This window comes from Paraburkholderia sp. RL17-373-BIF-A (genome assembly GCF_046030175.1).
Taxonomy (GTDB): Bacteria; Pseudomonadota; Gammaproteobacteria; order Burkholderiales; family Burkholderiaceae; genus Paraburkholderia.
Genome location: NZ_JARESO010000023.1, coordinates 79818 through 97752, shown reverse-complemented (window position 1 = coordinate 97752; position 17935 = coordinate 79818). Strand labels below are relative to the sequence as shown.

The window sequence follows — 17935 nt, the reverse complement described above, 5'->3', positions numbered from 1 at the left end:
TGAATTCATGCGTGGACTTTTGATGATCGGCGCGGCTACGCTTCTCGCGGGGTGTGTCAGTTCGCCGAGCCTGAGCGGAACGAGGGGCGCGCCGTCGTTCGTGTCGTTGCAGCAGATGTGCAGTGCCCAGCCGGTCGACTACGGCAACGACGCGCAAGGCGTCTACGCGGCGATGTTCGACGCGTACGTGGCGAACCGGGGCGGCAAGCTGTCGAAGGACGATTTCTGCGCGTTCCAGACGTCGATCGCGCAGCGTTACGCGAGCCAGGGCGCGAGCACCGATCCGCAACTGCGTAACCAGTGGGTGACGTTCTTTACCGACCAGCGCGCCAAGGCATTGAGTTGGCGCGCGGCCGTCGATCCGACTTTGCGCAATGGTTGAGGCCTAAGCGCGAGCGCCGTCGTTCAATTCGCTTGTCGCTTTTCGTTGAACCGGTCCGCTTCGCGCGCAGTAAGCGCTAGCCGCGCTGCGGCTGCGCACCGCGCCACAACATGCGGCGAATCTGCGCGAACACGGCTTCGCGCGTCGGCGTATTGTCGGCGCCGGCAGGTTGCTGCGCCTGTGGCAATGGCAACTGATTGGCCAGCGCCAGCATGGTGAAGCCATGAAGACTCGCCCAATACGCGTAGCCGATGAGTTGCGGATCGCCTTCCAGAATGCCCGCTTCGACCAGCCGTTCGAAGTGCGTGCCGAGCATGCGCCACGCGCGCTGCGAGGCGGTGGCGAGTTCCGGGTAGTCGCTTGCCTGTTGAGCCAGATCGAACATCAACCGATAGGCGTGCGGTTCGTCGAGCGCGAACGCTACGTACGCTTCGCTCACCACGGAGTGATCCGTTTCGGTGGCGGTCTTCGCGGCCGCTTCAAGGCGCGCCGCGAAGCGATTGAACGCCGCGGCGCGCACCATCGCGAGAATCTCGTCCTTATCGCGGAAGTAGCGATAGGGCGTCATGGCGCTGCAACCCAGTTCTCTCGCCAGTTCACGCATCGTCACGCCCTCGCCGCCGCGTGTGGCGAACGCGTTCTCGGCCACGCGCCGCATGGCCTCGCGGAATTGCTGGATATCGTCGGGAGAGAGGGTTTTGGGCATGCGCGAGGGCAAAAAGTCCGTCGCGTCAATTTACTGTGTAAATGATTTGGGCACAATAAAGCGGACGCCGGGTGGCGTCCTGCTTTTTTCACGAAGAGAAAGATTTCAAAGCAGCAAGAGCACGCGCCGTCACAGCGCCGGACGCCAACTGCGCCGTCCGGCCGCAAGACGCGATGAAACCAGCACAACTAGGAAAGACGCTTGATGGCCCGCAATGCGTTATCGCCGCTTTCAGTCACGCGCCATTGTTCGTTGCCCGACGCGAGCCGTTCGAGTTGAACCAACTGGCGTTCAAGAAGGGCGTCGAGTTCTTCTCGCTCCATGTCGACTTGATTGGGAGCGTCCTTGACGAGTAATAACGTGGCGAATTCATGCGGACTCAGCATCGTTTCTCTCCATGTCAAGCAAACGCGGACGGCCTTGCCGGCGACTGGCTCATGCCAGTGAGGTCCGCAAAGGATCAGGCGGGAGGTACGGATTCACACGACAGCTTCACGTACCGGCGTTACGCAGAATGCGGAACGTACGCCGGGGAACCTGGAGTGTAGTCAACCGCACGTTAAACACCAAATCCGCCCCAGTAAATTCTCCCTTTGACAATTCGGCGCCTCACCGGCGGTTGGGAGTCGCGGCCAGATCCTTGATTTCACTCGAAGTTTTGCGTGCGCTGCAGCATGGCGGAGAACGCCTGGCGTCAGTCGGCGATATACACCTGGCAGTTGGCGGCTGCGAGCGTCTCAATCATTTCGGCGGGCGGCGCGACGTCGGTGAACAAGGCGTCGATCTGATCGAGATGGCCTTGGCGAACCAGCGCCGGGCGGCCGAATTTCGAGTTGTCGGCGGCGAGAAAAACGGTGCGCGCATGCTGGATGATCGCCTCGGCCACACGCACTTCGCGCGTGTCGAAATCGCGCAGCGTGCCGTCCGTTTCGATGCTCGACGTGCCGATGATCGCGAAGTCGACCTTGAACTGCCGGATGAAATCGATCGCCAGTTCGCCGACGATCCCTTTGTCCCACGGCCGCACGATGCCGCCCGTCACCAGCACCTCGCAATCCGGATAGCCGCTCATCATGCTCGCGACGTTCAGATTGTTGGTGATCACGCGCAAGCCGCGGTGCCGATTGAGCGCGCGAGCCACTTCTTCGGTGGTGGTGCCGAGGTTGATGAAGAGCGAGGCCTGATCGGGAATGTGAGTGGCCACTAGCGCCGCGATACGCCGCTTCTCGTCATGGAACATGCGCTGACGCGCCGTATAGGAGACGTTTTCGGAGCTGGTCGGCAGACTCGCGCCGCCGTGATAGCGGCGCAGCAGGTTCATGTCGGCGAGCCAGTTGACGTCGCGGCGGATCGTCTGCGGCGTCACGTCGAAGTGGGCCGCGAGGTCGTCCACGGTCACGAAGCCGTCGCGTTGCACCCACTCCAGCAGTTCCTGTTGCCGGGCATTGAGAGTCAGGCGGGGGTCTCGGGTCATGTGTCTCGGTTCGTGGGTTTCTTGTCTGCGTTGCCCGCCGCCGGCCCGCCAAGCTGAGCCGGTAAGCGAGTGAAGCGTGAACGGGGGTGAGCGTATTGTAAGACCATCGCGCGCCTTGTCTGCCAACTCGTGCGACATGCATAGGATACGAGACGACCGCGCGTCGATCTATTCAGGCAGATTACGCATTTATTCATTTGATAAATGAATTTGTTTTTTGAGCCGGATCACGATGCAATCCAAGGTTCCGCGGTTGATTCGCGCTTCACCCCGTCTCATCCCCGCGTTCGATCTGTTTTCCAATGGTTTCCGGCGTTTTCCACAAGCCGGGCCGCGCTTTCGAGAGTGTTCGACATGACTGGCTTCAACTGGCAAAACCCTTACCCGACGCCGCGTCTGCCTGTATTCGCGCGCAACATCGTTTCGACTTCGCATCCGCTCGCCGCGCAAGCTGGACTGCGCATGCTGTGGAAAGGCGGCAATGCCGTCGATGCGGCGATCGCGGCAGCAGCCGCCATCACGGTGGTCGAGCCGGTATCGTGCGGGCTGGGCGGCGACGCGTTCGCGCTGGTGTGGGACGGTAAGAAGCTGCATGGCCTGAACGCTTCGGGCGTGTCGCCGGCGGCGTGGAACGTCGACTACTTCAAGCGCAAATATGGCGAGGAAAACGGACTCGCGAAGCAGCCCAAGCGCGGCTGGGACGCGGTGACTGTGCCCGGCGTGATCGCCGGCTGGGAAGCGCTGCATCAGAAGTTCGGCACGCTGCCGTTCGCCGACCTGATGGAGCCGGCCATCGAAATCGCCGAGCGCGGCCATGCGGTGGCGAGCATCGTCGCCTATAAGTGGGCGGCCGCCGTGCCTGAACTGAAGGACCTGCCGGGCTTCGCGCAAACCTTCATGCCGCGCGGCCGCGCGCCGGAAGTGAGCGAACTGGTGCGCTTCCCCGGCCACGCGAAGACGCTGCGCAAGCTCGCCGAGCAGGGCCCGCGCGCGTATTACGAAGGCGAGATCGCCGAGCAGATCGCCGCGTTCGCCCGCGAAGGTGGCGGCGCGCTGACCGCCGACGATCTGCGTAACTACCGCGCGGATTGGGTCGAGCCGATCGGCAAGGACTATCGCGGCTACACCGTACACGAGATTCCGCCGAACGGGCAGGGCATCGCGGCGCTGATCGCACTGGGCATCCTCGAAAAATTCGATGTGAAGGAACTGGCGGTCGACAACGTCGAATCGCAGCACTTGCAGATCGAGGCCATGAAGCTGGCCTTCGCCGACGTCTACCGCTACGTCGCCGATCCGCGTTCCATGGACGTCACGCCCGAGCAGATGCTCGACGACGCGTACCTCACCTCGCGCGCCAAACTGATCGATCACAAGCGCGCCACGCAGTTCGATTTCGGCATGCCGAAGGCCGGCGGCACCATCTACATGTCGGTGGCGGACGAGCGCGGCATGATGGTCAGCTTCATCCAGTCGAACTACATGGGCTTCGGCTCGGGCATCGTGGTGCCGGATAGCGGCATCGCCATGCAGAACCGCGGCTGCGGTTTCTCGATGGACCCGAAATCGCCGAACGCGGTGGAAGGCGGCAAGCGACCGTTCCACACGATCATCCCGTCGTTCCTCACGCAGCAGGTGAACGGCCAGCAGGAAGCGGTGATGAGCTTCGGCGTGATGGGCGGCGACATGCAGCCACAAGGCCATCTGCAATCCATCGTGCGGATGCTCGACTACGGTCAGCAACCGCAGGCCGCGTGCGACGCACCGCGCTGGAAGGTCAATCGCGACTTCACGATCGACATCGAATCGACGCTCGATCCGAAGACCGCCGAGGCCTTGCAGAAGCTCGGCCATACGATCAAATCGGTCGACGATCCGTACATGGACTTCGGCTCCGGCCAGTACATCTGGAAGCTCGATCGCAACGATCCGGAGCGCGGCTATGTGGCGGCCAGCGACAGCCGCCGTGACGGGTTGGCTGCGGGGTTCTAGGAAAGCATCCACGCGCGACGCGCCGTGCCGCCTGAGGCGGCGCTTCGCCGCGTGCGGAGGCGATACAGCGGCCATCGCACTCGGCGCGCTTTCTCGACTGCCCTCGCAAAGGCATCGCGCGAATCAAATACACCGGTTGCCGGCGGCGCTTCCCGCACGCCAGGCAGCAGGCATCGAGCATCAGACAGAGCAGGAGACATCATGCAGACCCACGCGTCGCCCTCGGCGACAGCTTCCCCTCATTCCGCGCCCGCGCCGCTTTCCAAAGCGATGGTGCGGCGGATCGTGTTTTCGTCGTCGGTCGGCAATGCGCTCGAGTGGTTCGACTTCCTGGTCTACGGCTACTTCGCGACCATCATCGCCAAACAGTTTTTCCCGATGCAGGACGAGTGGCTCTCCACGCTGCTCGCCATCGCCACTTTCGGCATTTCGTTCCTGATGCGGCCGCTGGGTGCGGTTGTGCTGGGCATTTACGGCGACCGCAAAGGCCGCAAGGCGGCGCTGACGTTCGCCATCGCGCTGATGATGGTCGGCACCTTCACGATGGCGGTGATGCCGCCGTATGCGTCGATTGGTATCGCCGCACCGATCCTGATTCTGCTCGCGCGGCTCGTGCAAGGCTTCGCGGTGGGCGGCGAGTTCGGCAGCGCGACCGCCTTCATGGTCGAGCATAGCGCGTCGCGCCGCGGCTACTACGCCAGTTGGCAGTTCGCGAGCCAGGGGCTCGCCGCGATCACCGCAGCCGCGTTTGGCTCGCTGCTGACGGCGTGGCTGCCGCCCGCGCAACTGAATGACTGGGGCTGGCGCCTTCCGTTCGTGTTCGGTTTGCTGGTCGGTCCGGTGGGCTATTACATCCGCTCGCATCTCGACGAGACGCCGGAGTTCCTCGCGCTGCGCGAGGCGCGCGAAGCGGCCGGGGCTCGCTCGACGGTGAGCGAAAACAAGGACGCGTCGTTCGCCAGCCAGTGGGTCAATTTGCTGCTCGCGGTGGGCATCGTCGCGCAATCCACGGTGGGCGTGTATGTGCTGCAGCTCTACATGCCGATGTACGCCGTCAAGCAGTTGCACATGCCGGCAGCGGCATCGTTCGGCGTGGTGGTGCTCAACGGCGGCCTGCAATTCCTGCTCTCGCCGGTGATGGGCGCGTTGTCCGATCGCATCGGCCGGATTCGCATCATGCTAACCACGTCGATTCTGATGGGGACGCTGATCTATCCGATGTTCGCGTTGCTGCAGTCTCATCCGACTATCGGCTGGTTGCTGTTGTTGCAGGGCACGGCGGGCATTTTCAAGGCGGCGTATTCCGGCCCGATGCCTGCATTGATGTCCGAGATCTTTCCGACGCAGGTGCGCTCGACGGGCCTTTCAATCGGTTACAGCATCGGCGTGACGATTTTCGGCGGCTTCGCGCCCACGATCGTCGAGACGTTCATTCATTTGACCGGCGACAAACTTGCGCCAAGTTACTACGTGTTAATCGCCGCGGTGCTGTCGGGCCTCTCGCTCGTAGTCGTTGCCTGGCGCATGCGTCGCGTACCACTGATGCAAGGCGTTCAGATCGCCTGATCGCGAGCCTCGCGCCGCTTGATCGAAGCGCCGCCGTGCCCGCCAAACCTGCTTGACGGGGCATCGTCACAGAATCGAGCCAGCTCTTCGAGCTGGCTTTTTTTGTGCCTCGCGCACCGCGCCTTTGTCCGACCGAATGTTTGGACTATCCCGCAATTGGAACTGCGGCGGCTCGGCATGGTCTGTGCTGGGTTATCTGCAGAGTTGCGAAACACCGACTAAGATGCAAGATACAAGGGGTTAACTCTAATTCAAGGCGCTGTATCAGACACGGCGGACCGGCCCGGCCGAGAGCGGGCGGTTTCGAGCATGCTCCGCGAGTCGATACAGCTTTCGGAGCAAGACACGATGCACACAGAGCTGAACCATGTCATGCCCTGGCGGATCGAGGACATCGACCTCACCCGCATTGATCGGCAAAAGGCCGTCGCCAACGAAGATTTGCTGCTGCTGCTGTGCGCGTCCTCGTTTATCGAAAGTGGCTCCGATCTGTACACCAGCAATCTCAGCACGTTTTTCAACGGCGATCCTGAAGTCTCGGCCTGGCTCAACCAAGAGTGGGAGCCGGAAGAATTGCAGCATGGCCGCGCGCTCAAGACGTATATCGCTTACGTGTGGCCCGAATTCGACTGGGCCACGGCCTTTCGTAATTTCATGGAAGAGTATTCGCTGACCTGTTCAGTGGAGGACTTCGAAAAGACCCGCGCGCTCGAGATGGTCGCGCGCTGCGTGGTGGAAACCGGCACGGCGACCTTGTATCGCGCGATCGGTGAATGCTCGGACGAGCCGGTCCTCAAGCAGATCACCGACAACATCCGCACCGACGAAGTGCGTCACTACAAACACTTTTTCAAGTACTTCAAGAAGTACAACAAGATCGAAGGCAACGGCCGGCTTGCGGTGCTGGGTGCGCTGATGCGCCGCGTCATGGAGATCAAGAACGAAGACTCGGAGATTGCCTTGCGCCACGTCTTCGCGACTCGTTATCCGGAGCGTGTGCACGACTCAACTTATAACCGCGAGCGCGCGGCGCGGATCAATGCGCTGGTGCGGCGCAATCTGTCGGCCGACATGTGTGTGAAGATGCTGCTCAAGCCGCTCGATCTGCCCGCGCGGATTCAGCCAGGCGTGCATTACCCGCTTGCCAAGATCACGCAGCACGTGTTCTTTCGCTGATCGCCTGGCGAAATGCCTGGTGTTGCAAATGGCCCGCTCATGCGGGCCATTTGCTTTTCAAGGCATGATGCAGGCTGGCTCACTTCTCACCGGATCGACATCATGAGCGATTCCCCCGCACCCGAACGTCCGCTCGAACAGAACGTGTTCGATGAATGGCCCGATGCCGTGCGCGCGTTGTTCGACGGTTCGTCGCTCGCCAGCAAGACGGGTTTCACCGCGTCGCTGCTGAGCGTCGATTCGAATGGCCATGTGCGCACGTCGCTGCTCGGCGTCGGCGAGTTGTATGCGCCCGATTCGCGCACGCTGTGCATCGCGTTGTGGCCGCAAGCCAGGGCGACGCGCGCCATCGCGCAGAGCGGCCGCGCAGCGCTCACCTTTGTTTGCGACGAGGCGTTCTATCAGGTGCAGTTGCTCATGACGCCGCTAGCGAGCGTCGCTGGCGACGCCAGTGGGCTCGTCTATCTGCATGGTTCGATCGACACGGCGGACGCGCAAAGCGTCCGTTATGCGCGCCTGACGAGCGGCATTACGTTCGAGCTGGAAGAGGAGGGAGAGGCGGTGCTCGACCGATGGGAACAGCAGATCGAGCACCTGAAGCAAGCCGCAGCCGGTGCCGGCCGGTAGTCCTCAAACGCAAGGACTACGGCGAACAAGCGTGCGGTTTCGACGCTTAGCGGCCGCGCTGGCCGCTGCGCGTGGGATGGCCACCGCGCGGCGCGTCGTTGCGCGGCTTCGCGCCGCCCAACAACGCACCCGGATTGCCGCCTTGCGGTTTCGCGCCCTGCGGCTTGCGCGGTGCGTGCTGCGCGGCGCTGCCTTCGTGCGCGACGGCGCGCGGCCGGTCGTCGTGACGCTGACCGTCACGACGCGGCTGGCCGCCGTTGCCGGCCGGCTTCGCGCCTTGCGGCTTCGGCTGCTGTTGACCGTTTGTGGGGCGTTGACCTGAGCGCTGCGCCGGTTTCGCGGAACCCGCGCCGTCACGCCGACCGTCGTCACGCTTCGGTGCGCCTTGACCCTGACGCGGCGAACGACCACCACCACCGCCGCCGCCACCCTGGCCGCGACGCAGAATCGGTTCCGGCTTTGCGGTCGGGTCCGGTTCGAAACCGGCGATCACTTCCTGCGGCACCGGACGCTTGATCAGCTTCTCGATGTCCTTCAGCAATTGCAGTTCGTCGACGCACACCAGCGAGATCGCTTCGCCCGTCGCGCCCGCGCGGCCCGTGCGGCCGATGCGGTGTACGTAGTCTTCAGGCACGTTCGGCAGATCGTAGTTGACCACGTGCGGCAGTTGATCGATATCGATGCCACGCGCGGCGATGTCGGTCGCGACCAGTACCTGCAGCGTGCCGTCCTTGAATTCGGCGAGCGCGCGCGTACGGGCCGACTGGCTCTTGTTGCCGTGAATCGCCAGGGAGTTGATGCCGTCCTTGGTCAGTTGTTCGGCAAGACGGTTGGCGCCGTGCTTGGTGCGCGTGAACACCAGCACCTGGAACCAGTTGTGTTGCTTGATCAGATGCGTGAGCAGTTCGCGCTTCTTGTCGCGATCCACCGGGTGAATCTTCTGCGCGACCGTTTCCGCTGTCGTATTGCGGCGCGCGACTTCGATCAGCGCCGGCGAGTCGAGCAGATTGTCGGCGAGCGTCTTGATCTCGTCGGAGAAGGTGGCCGAGAACAGCAGGTTCTGGCGCTTCGGCGGCAGCTTCGCCAGCACGCGCTTGATGTCGTGGATGAAGCCCATGTCGAGCATGCGATCGGCTTCGTCGAGCACGAGAATCTCGAGATGCGACAGGTCGATGGTCTTCTGCTGCATGTGATCGAGCAAACGGCCCGGCGTCGCGACGACGATATCCACGCCGCTGCGCAGTGCGCCGATCTGCGGATTGATGCCGACGCCGCCGAACATCACGGTCGACTTCAGCTTCAGATACTTGCCGTAGGCTCGCACGCTTTCTTCGACCTGCGCGGCCAGTTCACGCGTGGGCGTGAGGATCAGCGCGCGCACCGCGCGCTTGCCCGAGCCGGTTGCAACGGCGGGCATGGAGTTCAGACGTTGCAGGATCGGCAACGTGAAGCCGGCGGTCTTGCCGGTGCCGGTTTGCGCGCCGGCCAGCAGGTCGCCGCCGTTGAGCACGGCGGGAATCGCTTGCGTCTGGATCGGAGTCGGAGTGGTGTAGCCGAGTTCGTGTACAGCGCGGACCAACGGTTCGGACAAGCCGAGGGAATCAAAAGACATAAAAGATCTTTGCAATGCAGTTTTGCGAACGGCACACATGGGCCCGGCAGGCATAAATGCCGCATGAACACACCCGCTTGGCGTGTTCGAGGCCGAAGCCCAGTTCCGTTCGCAGAGAAATCGGCGGCACGCGGGAAACGCGTGCCGAATGCTTCAACGCGCTATGCAGACACGTTGACTGGCCTTAAGTTGCATTTCGCCGCCGTGGGGTGTCACGCGACGTAGCGCGCGACACTGACGAATTGACACAGACTGCCCGCCAGTACGAACAGGTGCCAGATACCATGTCCGTGCCGGATGCGCTCGTCGTTGATGAAGAAGTAGATGCCGGCGCTGTAGATGACTCCGCCGGCCACGAGCCAGGCGGTACCCGCTGCCGGTAAGGCTTGTACCAGCGGGCGGACGGCAACGAGCGCGAGCCATCCCATCAAGACATACAGCACCATCGAAACGCTGCGGGTGCGTCGCCCCAGCGTCAATTCCTGCACGATGCCGAGAGCGGCAAGCCCCCAGCTTACGCCGAATAGCGACCAGCCCCACGGTCCGCGCAATGTGACGAGCGTGAACGGGGTGTAGCTGCCGGCGATCAGCAGGTAAATCGCCGAATGGTCGCATTTCTGCAGAACCGCTTTCACGCGCGGATTGCGCACGCTGTGGTAAAGCGTCGAGATAGCATACAGCACGAACAGCATCGCACCGTACACGCTGAAGCTGACCACCTTGTACGCGTCACCGTCGAGCGCGCCCATCGTCACGAGCGTTGCAAGACCCGCCACCGACAGCACGGCGCCGACGAGGTGGGTAATGCTGTTGAAACGCTCCCCGACATGCACGATTCTTCTCTCCTGCGCGATTTCATAAGGCTTAATCATGCCCCATGATACCGGTCCTGAAAAAGCGAAGGGCGCGGCCGCGAATTTCGCAGGCCGCGCCCCGGATGCTACGAACGCTGCTTAGTCGAGCGGCGCCGAACGCAGATCGGACACTTGCTGCGGTGACACGGCCGTACCGTGGTTGCCCCACGACATACGGATGTACGTCACAACCGCCGCGACTTCCTGATTCGACAGCGCTTGCGCGAACGGCGGCATGCCATACGGATGCGGGTTGCCATCCGTGCTCGGCGGGTAGCCGCCGTTCAGCACCATACGGATCGGGTTGACCGCCGACGGCATCTGAATCGACTGGTTGTTCGCGAGCGGCGGGAAGGACGGCGGCATGCCGAGGCCATTTTCCGCGTGACACTTCGCACAGTTGTCAGCGTAGATCTTCTGACCTTGCTTCAACAGTTCGCCGCCGAACTTTTCCGACGTTTCGAGCTGCAGCGGTTCAGGCGCTTCGCTCTTCTGCGGAATCGTCTTCAGGTACGTGGCCATCGCGTTGATGTCCGCGTCCGACATGTACTGCAGGCTGTTGTGAACCACTTCGGCCATCGGACCGAACACCGCGCCGCGGTTCGACACGCCGGTCTTCAGCAGATCGGCGATGTCTTTGGTTTCCCAGTCGCCGAGGCCGGCTTCCTTGTTCGACGTGAGCGACGGTGCGTACCAGTTCTGCAGCGGGATCAGGCCGCCGGCAAACGCCGCCGAGCTCACCGGGCCGCCCATGGCGTTGATCGACGTGTGGCACATGCCGCAGTGGCCGAGGCCTTCGATCAGGTACGCGCCGCGGTTCCATTCGACCGACTTGGTCGGATCCGGCTTGTACTCGCCTTCACGGAAGAACAGCGTGCGCCAGCCGATCAGCATGTTGCGCTGATTGAACGGGAATTTCAGTTCATGCGGACGGCTCGCCACGTTGACCGGCGTGACCGAACGCAGGTACGCGTAGATCGCGTCCGAGTCGGCGCGCGTGACCTTCGTGTAGCTGGTGAACGGGAAGCCCGGATACAGCAGGCTGCCGTCTTTCGAACGGCCGGTGTGCATGGCGCGGTAGAAGTCGTCCTGCGTCCACTTGCCGATACCGTACTGGTCGTCAGGCGTGATGTTCGGCGTGAACATCGTGCCGAACGGCGTGGCCATGGGCAGACCGCCGGCGAACTGCTTGCCGCCGCGCACCGTGTGGCAGGCGATACAGTCGCCGGCGCGGGCGAGATACTCGCCCTTCTTGATCAGCGCGGCCTGGTCGGCGGGCGTTGCCGCCATGGCCGTGCCGTTATGCAGATGGTCGCCGCCCGACCACAGGACGGGAACGAGTGCGGCGGCCGCAACGACGACGACTGCCGAGAGGGCGAACAAAGACTTGCGTTTCATTTGAGTGTCTCTCCCGGTGCCTTATTGCGGTTCGCTGCCGCAGGCAAGCGGAGTCTTCATCGAGCGGGCCGGAGCCGGCACGGGGTTTTGCGGAGCCTGTTGCGTGGAAAGCCATGAAGCGACGGCGTTCACGTCATCGTCGGTCAGGCGCGTGGCGATGGTGTGCATGCAATCAGGCGCGATGGCATGACGCGAGCCCGAGCGCCATGCGCCGAGCTGGGCGCTGATGTAGTCGGAGTGCAGACCGACCAGACCCGGGATAGCGGGTTCCATACCGGTCAAACTCTTGCCGTGGCAAGCCGCGCAAGCCGGAATCTGCTTCGAGGCGTCGCCGTTCAGCACGATCTGCTGGCCGCGCGCGAGCGTGCTCGACGACACCGTCGGCTTGGCCGGCGGCGGATACGGAGGACGCTGTTGCGAGAAGTACGTGGCGATCTGATGAAGGTAGTCGTCGGAGAGGTACGTGACGAGGTAGTTCATGGGCGGATATTTGCGGCGCCCTTCGCGGAAATTCTGCAGCTGGTTGTAGAGATAGTCGGCCGGCTTGCCCGCCAGGCGCGGGAAGTAGTCGTTGTCGGTACCTTGGCCATGCGAGCCGTGGCAGGCCGTGCAGCCTTGCACGCGCGCTTCCATCGTATCGGGGGCCTTCGGTTGAGTCTGCGCTTTCGCAGCGCTATAAACGCCCGCGGAGCCGATCAGCAGAAGGGCGAGCAACGGGCGGAAAATGCGTCTTGAAGACACGCGTAACTCCATCAAAATCGGGGACCTGACCGAACTTCGAGCGGCTCGGTGTGAAGGGCAGCCGGCGCTGCGGCGACGCAGCATTCTATCATCGAAGGGTGATGGTGACTATTTGGCACATTAGAGAAGGTTCCGGCTGTCACAGCCATGCGACAGTTTGACGCGGACGACAGCTTCGAGCGACTCGCCTGTTATCCCGAATTTGTCTGCGCGATCAACGGCGCAAGCCTCGGGCCCGGCCGATCTATCCATAAACCAGGTTGAACCGACGCCCGCGCGAACCATCGAAGCGTACACTTCCGGGCGCGCCGGGCTTTGTCCGGTCTCGTTGTGCCCGGTCCGACGCCCACCGTTTTCCTGATCATCCGCTATCGGCCCTACATGAAGCTACTTAATTTTTCCCGTCCGGCGTTGCGAGCCTCGATGCTCGGCGCCGCGGCGCTGCTTGCGACGTCCACGGTTTTCGCCCATGCGCATCTGACCTCGAGCGAGCCGGCGGCCAACGCCGAAGTCAGCGCGCCCACCGAAGTGACGATCCATTTCACCGAGCCGCTCGAGCCGGCTTTCAGCAGGATCGCGCTTGCCGACACGAGCGGCAAGGCGGCCGCACCGGCCGAGTCGCAGGTCGATAAGGATGACGCGAAGGTCATGCATCTGCCGCTGCCGTCGTTGAATGCCGGCCGCTATGCGGTGCACTGGATCGCGGTAGCCACGGACGGCCACCGTACCCAAGGCGACTTTGCGTTTATCGTCAAATGAGCATCGACGGACTCTGGATCGGGCAGGTCGCCATGGCCGCGCTCATGAACGTCGCGTTTGCGTTTGCCGTCGGTTCGGCGTTGCTCGGCGCGTGGCTCGCGAAGGACGCCCAGCAGAAGATCTCGCCCGCGCGTCCCGCGTGGTTGCGCGCGCAACGCTCGATGCTGACGGCCACCGTCGTGCTGGTACTCGCGGATCTCGGCTGGCTGCTGTATCAGGCGGCGTCGATGAGCGGTGTCGCGTTGCCGGCCGCCATTGGCGTAGTGCCGACCGTGCTGACGCAAACCCATGTCGGTTACGGTTGGAGCCTTGCGTTTGCCGGCGCGCTCGTGCTGCTCGGCACAGCGATGGCCAGTCATACGGGCATGCTGCGCAACGCGCTGCTTTGGCTCGCGGTGATCGCGATCGCCGCGGGCAAGGCGTCGCTGGGTCACGCCGCCGATGCCGGGCCGGCCTCGGCCGCGATCGCCATGCAAACGCTGCATGTGCTCGTCACCAGCGTGTGGGGCGGTCTGGCGATGGCGGCGGGGCTCGCGGTCCTGCCGGCGCTCGGCACCTCGACCGCGCGCGGCATGTTGATCCGCACGGCGACTCAGGTGTCGAACGTGTCGGTGGTGGCGGTTGCGCTCGTGCTGCTCTCCGGCATCTTCAACGCGATACGGGGTTCGGGCGGCTCGTTCGAGGCGATCGAACTCAGCACGTGGGGTCATGTGCTGACGCTGAAGCTTGCGCTGGTCGCGCTCGCGCTCGTGCTCGGCGGACTCAACCGCTTTTTGGCGCTGCCGCGCCTGCGCCGCACGGCCTCGACGATGGATGCTCACACCTTCGTCAACGTGCTGTATCTCGAAGCGCTGGCGATGATCGGCGTGTTCGTCGCAGCGGCCGCGTTGTCGCATAGCGTACCGGCGTTCGCGGCGCTCGGTTGATGCCGTGGCGCGAGGTCATGCGCAAGGCGAGCTGCGTGATCGACGGCGACTGAACCGCAACCGCGTCGGCATGAGTTCAGCTCTGCAACGTGCCGCAACCGCCACGTCAACCACATAAAAAAGCGCCGCACAGCAAAAGCGTGCGGCGCAATACACACGGTCGCCTGGCGGTGGCCAGCAATCCGTTACTACTCTTTTCAGGCGGCGAGTGCGTGGCTCGCCCGCTCTAGTGTCTCCTCCGGAAACATCTCCTGCTGCAACTCGCCGGCTTCGCTGAACCACTGGCAGATCAGCCAGTTGCCCGGCGCGAATAGCACCGGCCCGCTCCAGATGACGGTCATCGGGCGGCCGCCTGACTTGAGTTTCAGGACGTCGCCCGCGCGAAACGCGGGTTGCGCCCGCCTCATGAGCCGCTCGGCCAGCCGCATGTGAGCCTCCGCTTATTCGAGGCCGAGCCGGTGTCCGAGGATCGGCGCGCAAAAGAGCGCGATGGCGCAGCCCGCAGCTTTGCCTTCGAGTTCGGCGCCCGCGGCGCGCGCGCCGTACATATGCGTGAGGAGATCGAACAGTTGCGGCAGGCAGTACACCACCGCGGCGCCGATGAGGCATTTCTCGACGACCGAGATGCGCCAGCCGCGTTCGAATGCGAGCGCCGCGCCGAGGATGCGCAGCACGCCGAACACCACCAACGCACCAACGGCGGCTTGTTCGCGGAGCAGATAGTCTGGAAGGAACTCGCCCATATTTTCCCCGATGCATTTGTCGTTTGAATGCATTTCAGCAAGGAGCGGGCCATGAGTCTGTCTGATGCCGAACAAACGGCTTGAAAGCCTTTCTGGATGAGGCTTTGCGAGGAATGCTACGCAGCAGGGAAGAGCCTGGAAAACGCCTGTTTCGGTCCATTTGGTCCGGGATGTTGCGTTACTGCGACGGCCCGCGCGCCACGTCACCGTGACGCGCGGGCCGCACCGCGAAGCGCGGGATAACGCCGCTTTAACGAATCCGTTCGATCTTGCCCACGAGGAACAGATACGACAGTGCGCCGACCACGCCGACGCAGCTCATGAACACCAGCGCGGGCCGGAAATCGTTGTTCCTGACGATCAAGCCGATCACCACCGGTACGCAGATCGACGACAGGTTGCCCATCAGGTTGAACATGCCGCCGGTGAGGCCGAGCAGTTCCTTCTTCGCCATCGACGACACCAGCACCCATGTGATCGACGAAAAACCGCTGCCGAAGAACGCGATCGCCATGAAGAGGATCACCATCGCGGGCGACTCGACATAGTTTGCGCCGACGATCGCCGTGGACAGCAGCAGGCCCGTCACGATCGGCACCTTGCGCGCGAGCGTGGCCGACACGCCGCGCCGGATCATCCAGTCCGACAACAGGCCCGAACCCAGAATGCCCACGAAGGCAGCGAGAAACGGCACGGCCGCCATGAAGCCGGCTTTCAGAAAGTCCATGTGCCGGTACTTGACAAGGTAGGTGGGAAACCAGGTGAGGAAGAACCACAGCGTCGAGGTCACCGCGATCTGCCCGATATAGACGCCCCACAGCTTGCGATTGCCGAGCACCGCGCGCCAGTCGGCGGCGCTGTAGCGCGCGCGGGGACGACGTGTGTCGCCGAGTTCGACGAGTCCGCCGCCTGCACGGATCGTTTCGAGTTCGGCTTCGTTGACGTCCTTAGCCTCGGACGGTTCACGGTACAGCGCGTACCAAACCAGCGCCCACGCCACGCCGATCGCTCCGGTCAGAAAGAACACGCCTTGCCAACCGAAATGCTGTTGCGTGAGAACCAGCGCCGGCGTCAGAAACGCGAGCCCGACATACTGGCCGGACGTATAGCTGGCAATCGCGCGAGCCCGTTCGCTATCCGGAAACCAGGTCGTGACGATACGGTTCAGCGTGGGATAGGCGGGCGCCTCCAGCGCCCCGAGCAGCACGCGCAGCGAAAGCAGCATCGCGAACGCGCTGGCGAATCCTTGCAGAATGGTCGCCAGCGACCACAGTCCGATGATCAGCGCCAGCAGAAGCCGCGGCCGCGTGCGATCGACCAGCATGCCGCCGGGAATTTGCAGCAGTGCGTATGACCAGCCGAACGCGGAAAACACCAGTCCCATTTGGGTCGAATCGAGTTGCAGATCCTGCGCGATCGCGGTGGCGGCGATCGACAGATTGCTGCGGTCCAGATACGTGATGACGACGGTGATGAACAGCATCGCAAGGAGGCGGTGGCGCTTGGCCGTCGCTTGCGTCTGGATGTGGGTTGTCTCCACTCAGGTTGTCCTCTTGTTGGTTTTTCTGCCGGCGCCACGGGCCGCGGAACACGCAAACATGAACGTCGACGCAAAAACAAAAACGCCGCCCATGGGCGGCGTTCCTTCACGCAATTACCATTCGGCGACGCTGCCGTCCTCGTGGCGCCACACCGGATTGCGCCAGCGATGGCCGACCTTCGCCATCTCCCGCACCTTCTCTTCGTTGACCTCGATGCCGAGGCCCGGACCTTGCGGAATCGACACGAAGCCGTCTTCGTATTTGAAGACTTCCGGATTCCTGATGTAGTCGAGCAGATCGTTGCCCTGGTTGTAGTGGATGCCGAGACTCTGTTCCTGGATGAACGCGTTGTAGCTCACCGCGTCGATCTGCAGGCAGGTGGCCAGCGCGATCGGGCCGAGCGGGCAATGCAGCGCGAGCGCGACGTCGTAGGCTTCCGCCATCGACGCGATCTTGCGGCACTCGGTAATGCCGCCCGCGTGCGACGCATCCGGCTGAATGATGTCGACGTAACCACCCGACAGAATGTGCTTGAAGTCCCAGCGCGAATACAGGCGCTCGCCCAGCGCGATCGGCGTGTTGGTCTGGTTGACGATGTCGCGCAGCGCCTCGGCGTTCTCCGACAGCACCGGCTCTTCGATGAAGAGCAGCTTGTACGGGTCGAGTTCTTTCGCCAGCACCTTGGCCATCGGCTTGTGCACGCGGCCGTGGAAGTCCACGCCAATGCCGATGTTCGGTCCGACCGCCTCGCGCACGGCCGCGACGTTGTTGATAACGCCTTGCACTTTGTCGAAGGTGTCGATGATCTGCAGTTCTTCCGAGCCGTTCATCTTCACGGCCTTAAAGCCGCGCTCGACCACGGCGCACGCGTTGTTGGCGACGTCGCTCGGACGGTCGCCGCCGATCCACGAATACACCTTGATCTTGTCGCGCACCTGGCCGCCGAGCAGCGCATGAACCGGCACGCCATGATGCTTGCCCTTGATGTCCCACAGCGCCTGGTCGACACCGGCGATCGCGCTCATCGTGATCGGGCCGCCGCGATAGAAGCCCGACCGATACATCACTTGCCAATGGTCTTCGATCAGAAGCGGGTCTTTGCCAATCAGATAGTCGGACAGCTCCTCCACCGCGGCCGCCACCGTGTGCGCACGGCCTTCGACCACCGGCTCGCCCCAGCCGACGATGCCTTCGTCGGTTTCGATTTTCAGGAAGCACCAGCGCGGCGGAACGATGAAGGTTTCGAGCTTGGTGATTTTCATGGCGTACGTCTCCTTTGTCGGCCGGAGTTAGCGCTTTAGCGCTTACTCCGGCCCCATGCAAAGCATCGGCCTTGGGCCTCTGCGAAATATTCCGGGGATTCACATGCTACAACAAAGCGCGTTTAAGTACTATTAATAGTACTATTGGCCATATAGTGGCAAGACCGGCGTCTCGG

At 63.0% G+C, this 17935-nt stretch carries 18 protein-coding genes; 7 read left to right on the top strand and 11 right to left on the bottom strand.

Annotated features, from left to right (window positions below):
• The first annotated feature begins 7 nt into the window (after positions 1-7).
• Positions 8-382, top strand: coding sequence for a hypothetical protein (locus P0D80_RS26620; RefSeq protein ID WP_408181104.1), 375 nt, complete (start codon positions 8-10; stop codon positions 380-382).
• A 76-nt stretch (positions 383-458) separates the two neighbouring features.
• On the opposite strand, the gene P0D80_RS26615 is transcribed toward P0D80_RS26620, so the two are convergent.
• The 3 genes from P0D80_RS26615 to P0D80_RS26605 all read right to left on the bottom strand — a co-directional run bounded on the left by P0D80_RS26615 (position 459) and on the right by P0D80_RS26605 (position 2562).
• Positions 459-1088 (bottom strand): TetR/AcrR family transcriptional regulator, encoded by a 630-nt coding sequence (locus P0D80_RS26615; RefSeq protein WP_408287743.1) that lies wholly within the window; start codon positions 1086-1088, stop codon positions 459-461.
• Positions 1089-1276: 188 nt separating this feature from the next.
• Positions 1277-1474, bottom strand: a complete 198-nt coding sequence (locus P0D80_RS26610) for a hypothetical protein (protein WP_132373180.1) — start codon at positions 1472-1474, stop codon at positions 1277-1279.
• Between the two features lie 308 nt (positions 1475-1782).
• Positions 1783-2562, bottom strand: coding sequence for a DeoR/GlpR family DNA-binding transcription regulator (locus P0D80_RS26605; RefSeq protein WP_408181102.1), 780 nt, complete (start codon positions 2560-2562; stop codon positions 1783-1785).
• Between the two features lie 354 nt (positions 2563-2916).
• Here P0D80_RS26605 and ggt point away from each other — a divergent pair, with 354 nt between their 5' ends.
• The 4 genes from ggt to P0D80_RS26585 all read left to right on the top strand — a co-directional run bounded on the left by ggt (position 2917) and on the right by P0D80_RS26585 (position 7923).
• Positions 2917-4554, top strand: a complete 1638-nt coding sequence (gene ggt, locus P0D80_RS26600) for a gamma-glutamyltransferase (protein WP_408287740.1) — start codon at positions 2917-2919, stop codon at positions 4552-4554.
• 201 nt (positions 4555-4755) lie between these two features.
• On the top strand, positions 4756-6120 hold the full coding sequence (locus P0D80_RS26595) for an MFS transporter (RefSeq protein ID WP_408287738.1): 1365 nt from the start codon (positions 4756-4758) through the stop codon (positions 6118-6120).
• Positions 6121-6468: 348 nt separating this feature from the next.
• Entirely contained in the window at positions 6469-7296 is an 828-nt protein-coding gene (locus tag P0D80_RS26590) for a ferritin-like domain-containing protein (RefSeq protein ID WP_408287735.1), read from the top strand.
• A 102-nt stretch (positions 7297-7398) separates the two neighbouring features.
• Positions 7399-7923, top strand: coding sequence for a hypothetical protein (locus P0D80_RS26585; protein ID WP_408287733.1), 525 nt, complete (start codon positions 7399-7401; stop codon positions 7921-7923).
• Between the two features lie 46 nt (positions 7924-7969).
• Here P0D80_RS26585 and P0D80_RS26580 read toward each other — a convergent pair whose 3' ends face one another.
• From P0D80_RS26580 to P0D80_RS26565, 4 genes are all read right to left on the bottom strand, one after another.
• Positions 7970-9535 (bottom strand): DEAD/DEAH box helicase, encoded by a 1566-nt coding sequence (locus tag P0D80_RS26580; protein WP_132373190.1) that lies wholly within the window; start codon positions 9533-9535, stop codon positions 7970-7972.
• A gap of 212 nt (positions 9536-9747) precedes the next feature.
• Positions 9748-10368: a PAQR family membrane homeostasis protein TrhA gene (gene trhA, locus P0D80_RS26575; RefSeq protein ID WP_093635539.1), complete on the bottom strand. Its 621-nt coding sequence runs from the start codon at positions 10366-10368 to the stop codon at positions 9748-9750.
• 120 nt (positions 10369-10488) lie between these two features.
• On the bottom strand, positions 10489-11787 hold the full coding sequence (locus tag P0D80_RS26570) for a c-type cytochrome (protein ID WP_132373192.1): 1299 nt from the start codon (positions 11785-11787) through the stop codon (positions 10489-10491).
• Positions 11788-11808: 21 nt separating this feature from the next.
• Positions 11809-12540: a c-type cytochrome gene (locus P0D80_RS26565; protein WP_408287730.1), complete on the bottom strand. Its 732-nt coding sequence runs from the start codon at positions 12538-12540 to the stop codon at positions 11809-11811.
• 369 nt (positions 12541-12909) lie between these two features.
• Here P0D80_RS26565 and copC point away from each other — a divergent pair, with 369 nt between their 5' ends.
• Together copC and P0D80_RS26555 are read left to right on the top strand one after the other, a co-directional pair.
• A complete protein-coding gene (copC, locus tag P0D80_RS26560; RefSeq protein WP_408287829.1) occupies positions 12910-13287 on the top strand; it encodes a copper homeostasis periplasmic binding protein CopC in 378 nt (125 codons plus the stop codon).
• On the top strand, positions 13284-14213 hold the full coding sequence (locus tag P0D80_RS26555) for a CopD family protein (RefSeq protein WP_408181809.1): 930 nt from the start codon (positions 13284-13286) through the stop codon (positions 14211-14213). Before copC ends, P0D80_RS26555 begins: the two co-directional genes overlap by 4 nt.
• A gap of 197 nt (positions 14214-14410) precedes the next feature.
• Here the strand turns inward: P0D80_RS26555 and P0D80_RS26550 are convergent, their stop codons facing one another.
• The 4 genes from P0D80_RS26550 to dgoD all read right to left on the bottom strand — a co-directional run bounded on the left by P0D80_RS26550 (position 14411) and on the right by dgoD (position 17759).
• Positions 14411-14620, bottom strand: a complete 210-nt coding sequence (locus tag P0D80_RS26550; RefSeq protein ID WP_408181811.1) for a YodC family protein — start codon at positions 14618-14620, stop codon at positions 14411-14413.
• Positions 14621-14653: 33 nt separating this feature from the next.
• Positions 14654-14956, bottom strand: a complete 303-nt coding sequence (locus tag P0D80_RS26545; protein ID WP_408181813.1) for a hypothetical protein — start codon at positions 14954-14956, stop codon at positions 14654-14656.
• A gap of 250 nt (positions 14957-15206) precedes the next feature.
• Positions 15207-16439, bottom strand: a complete 1233-nt coding sequence (locus P0D80_RS26540; protein WP_408287826.1) for an MFS transporter — start codon at positions 16437-16439, stop codon at positions 15207-15209.
• 171 nt (positions 16440-16610) lie between these two features.
• Positions 16611-17759, bottom strand: coding sequence for a galactonate dehydratase (dgoD, locus tag P0D80_RS26535; protein WP_408287725.1), 1149 nt, complete (start codon positions 17757-17759; stop codon positions 16611-16613).
• Between the last annotated feature and the right edge of the window lie 176 nt (positions 17760-17935).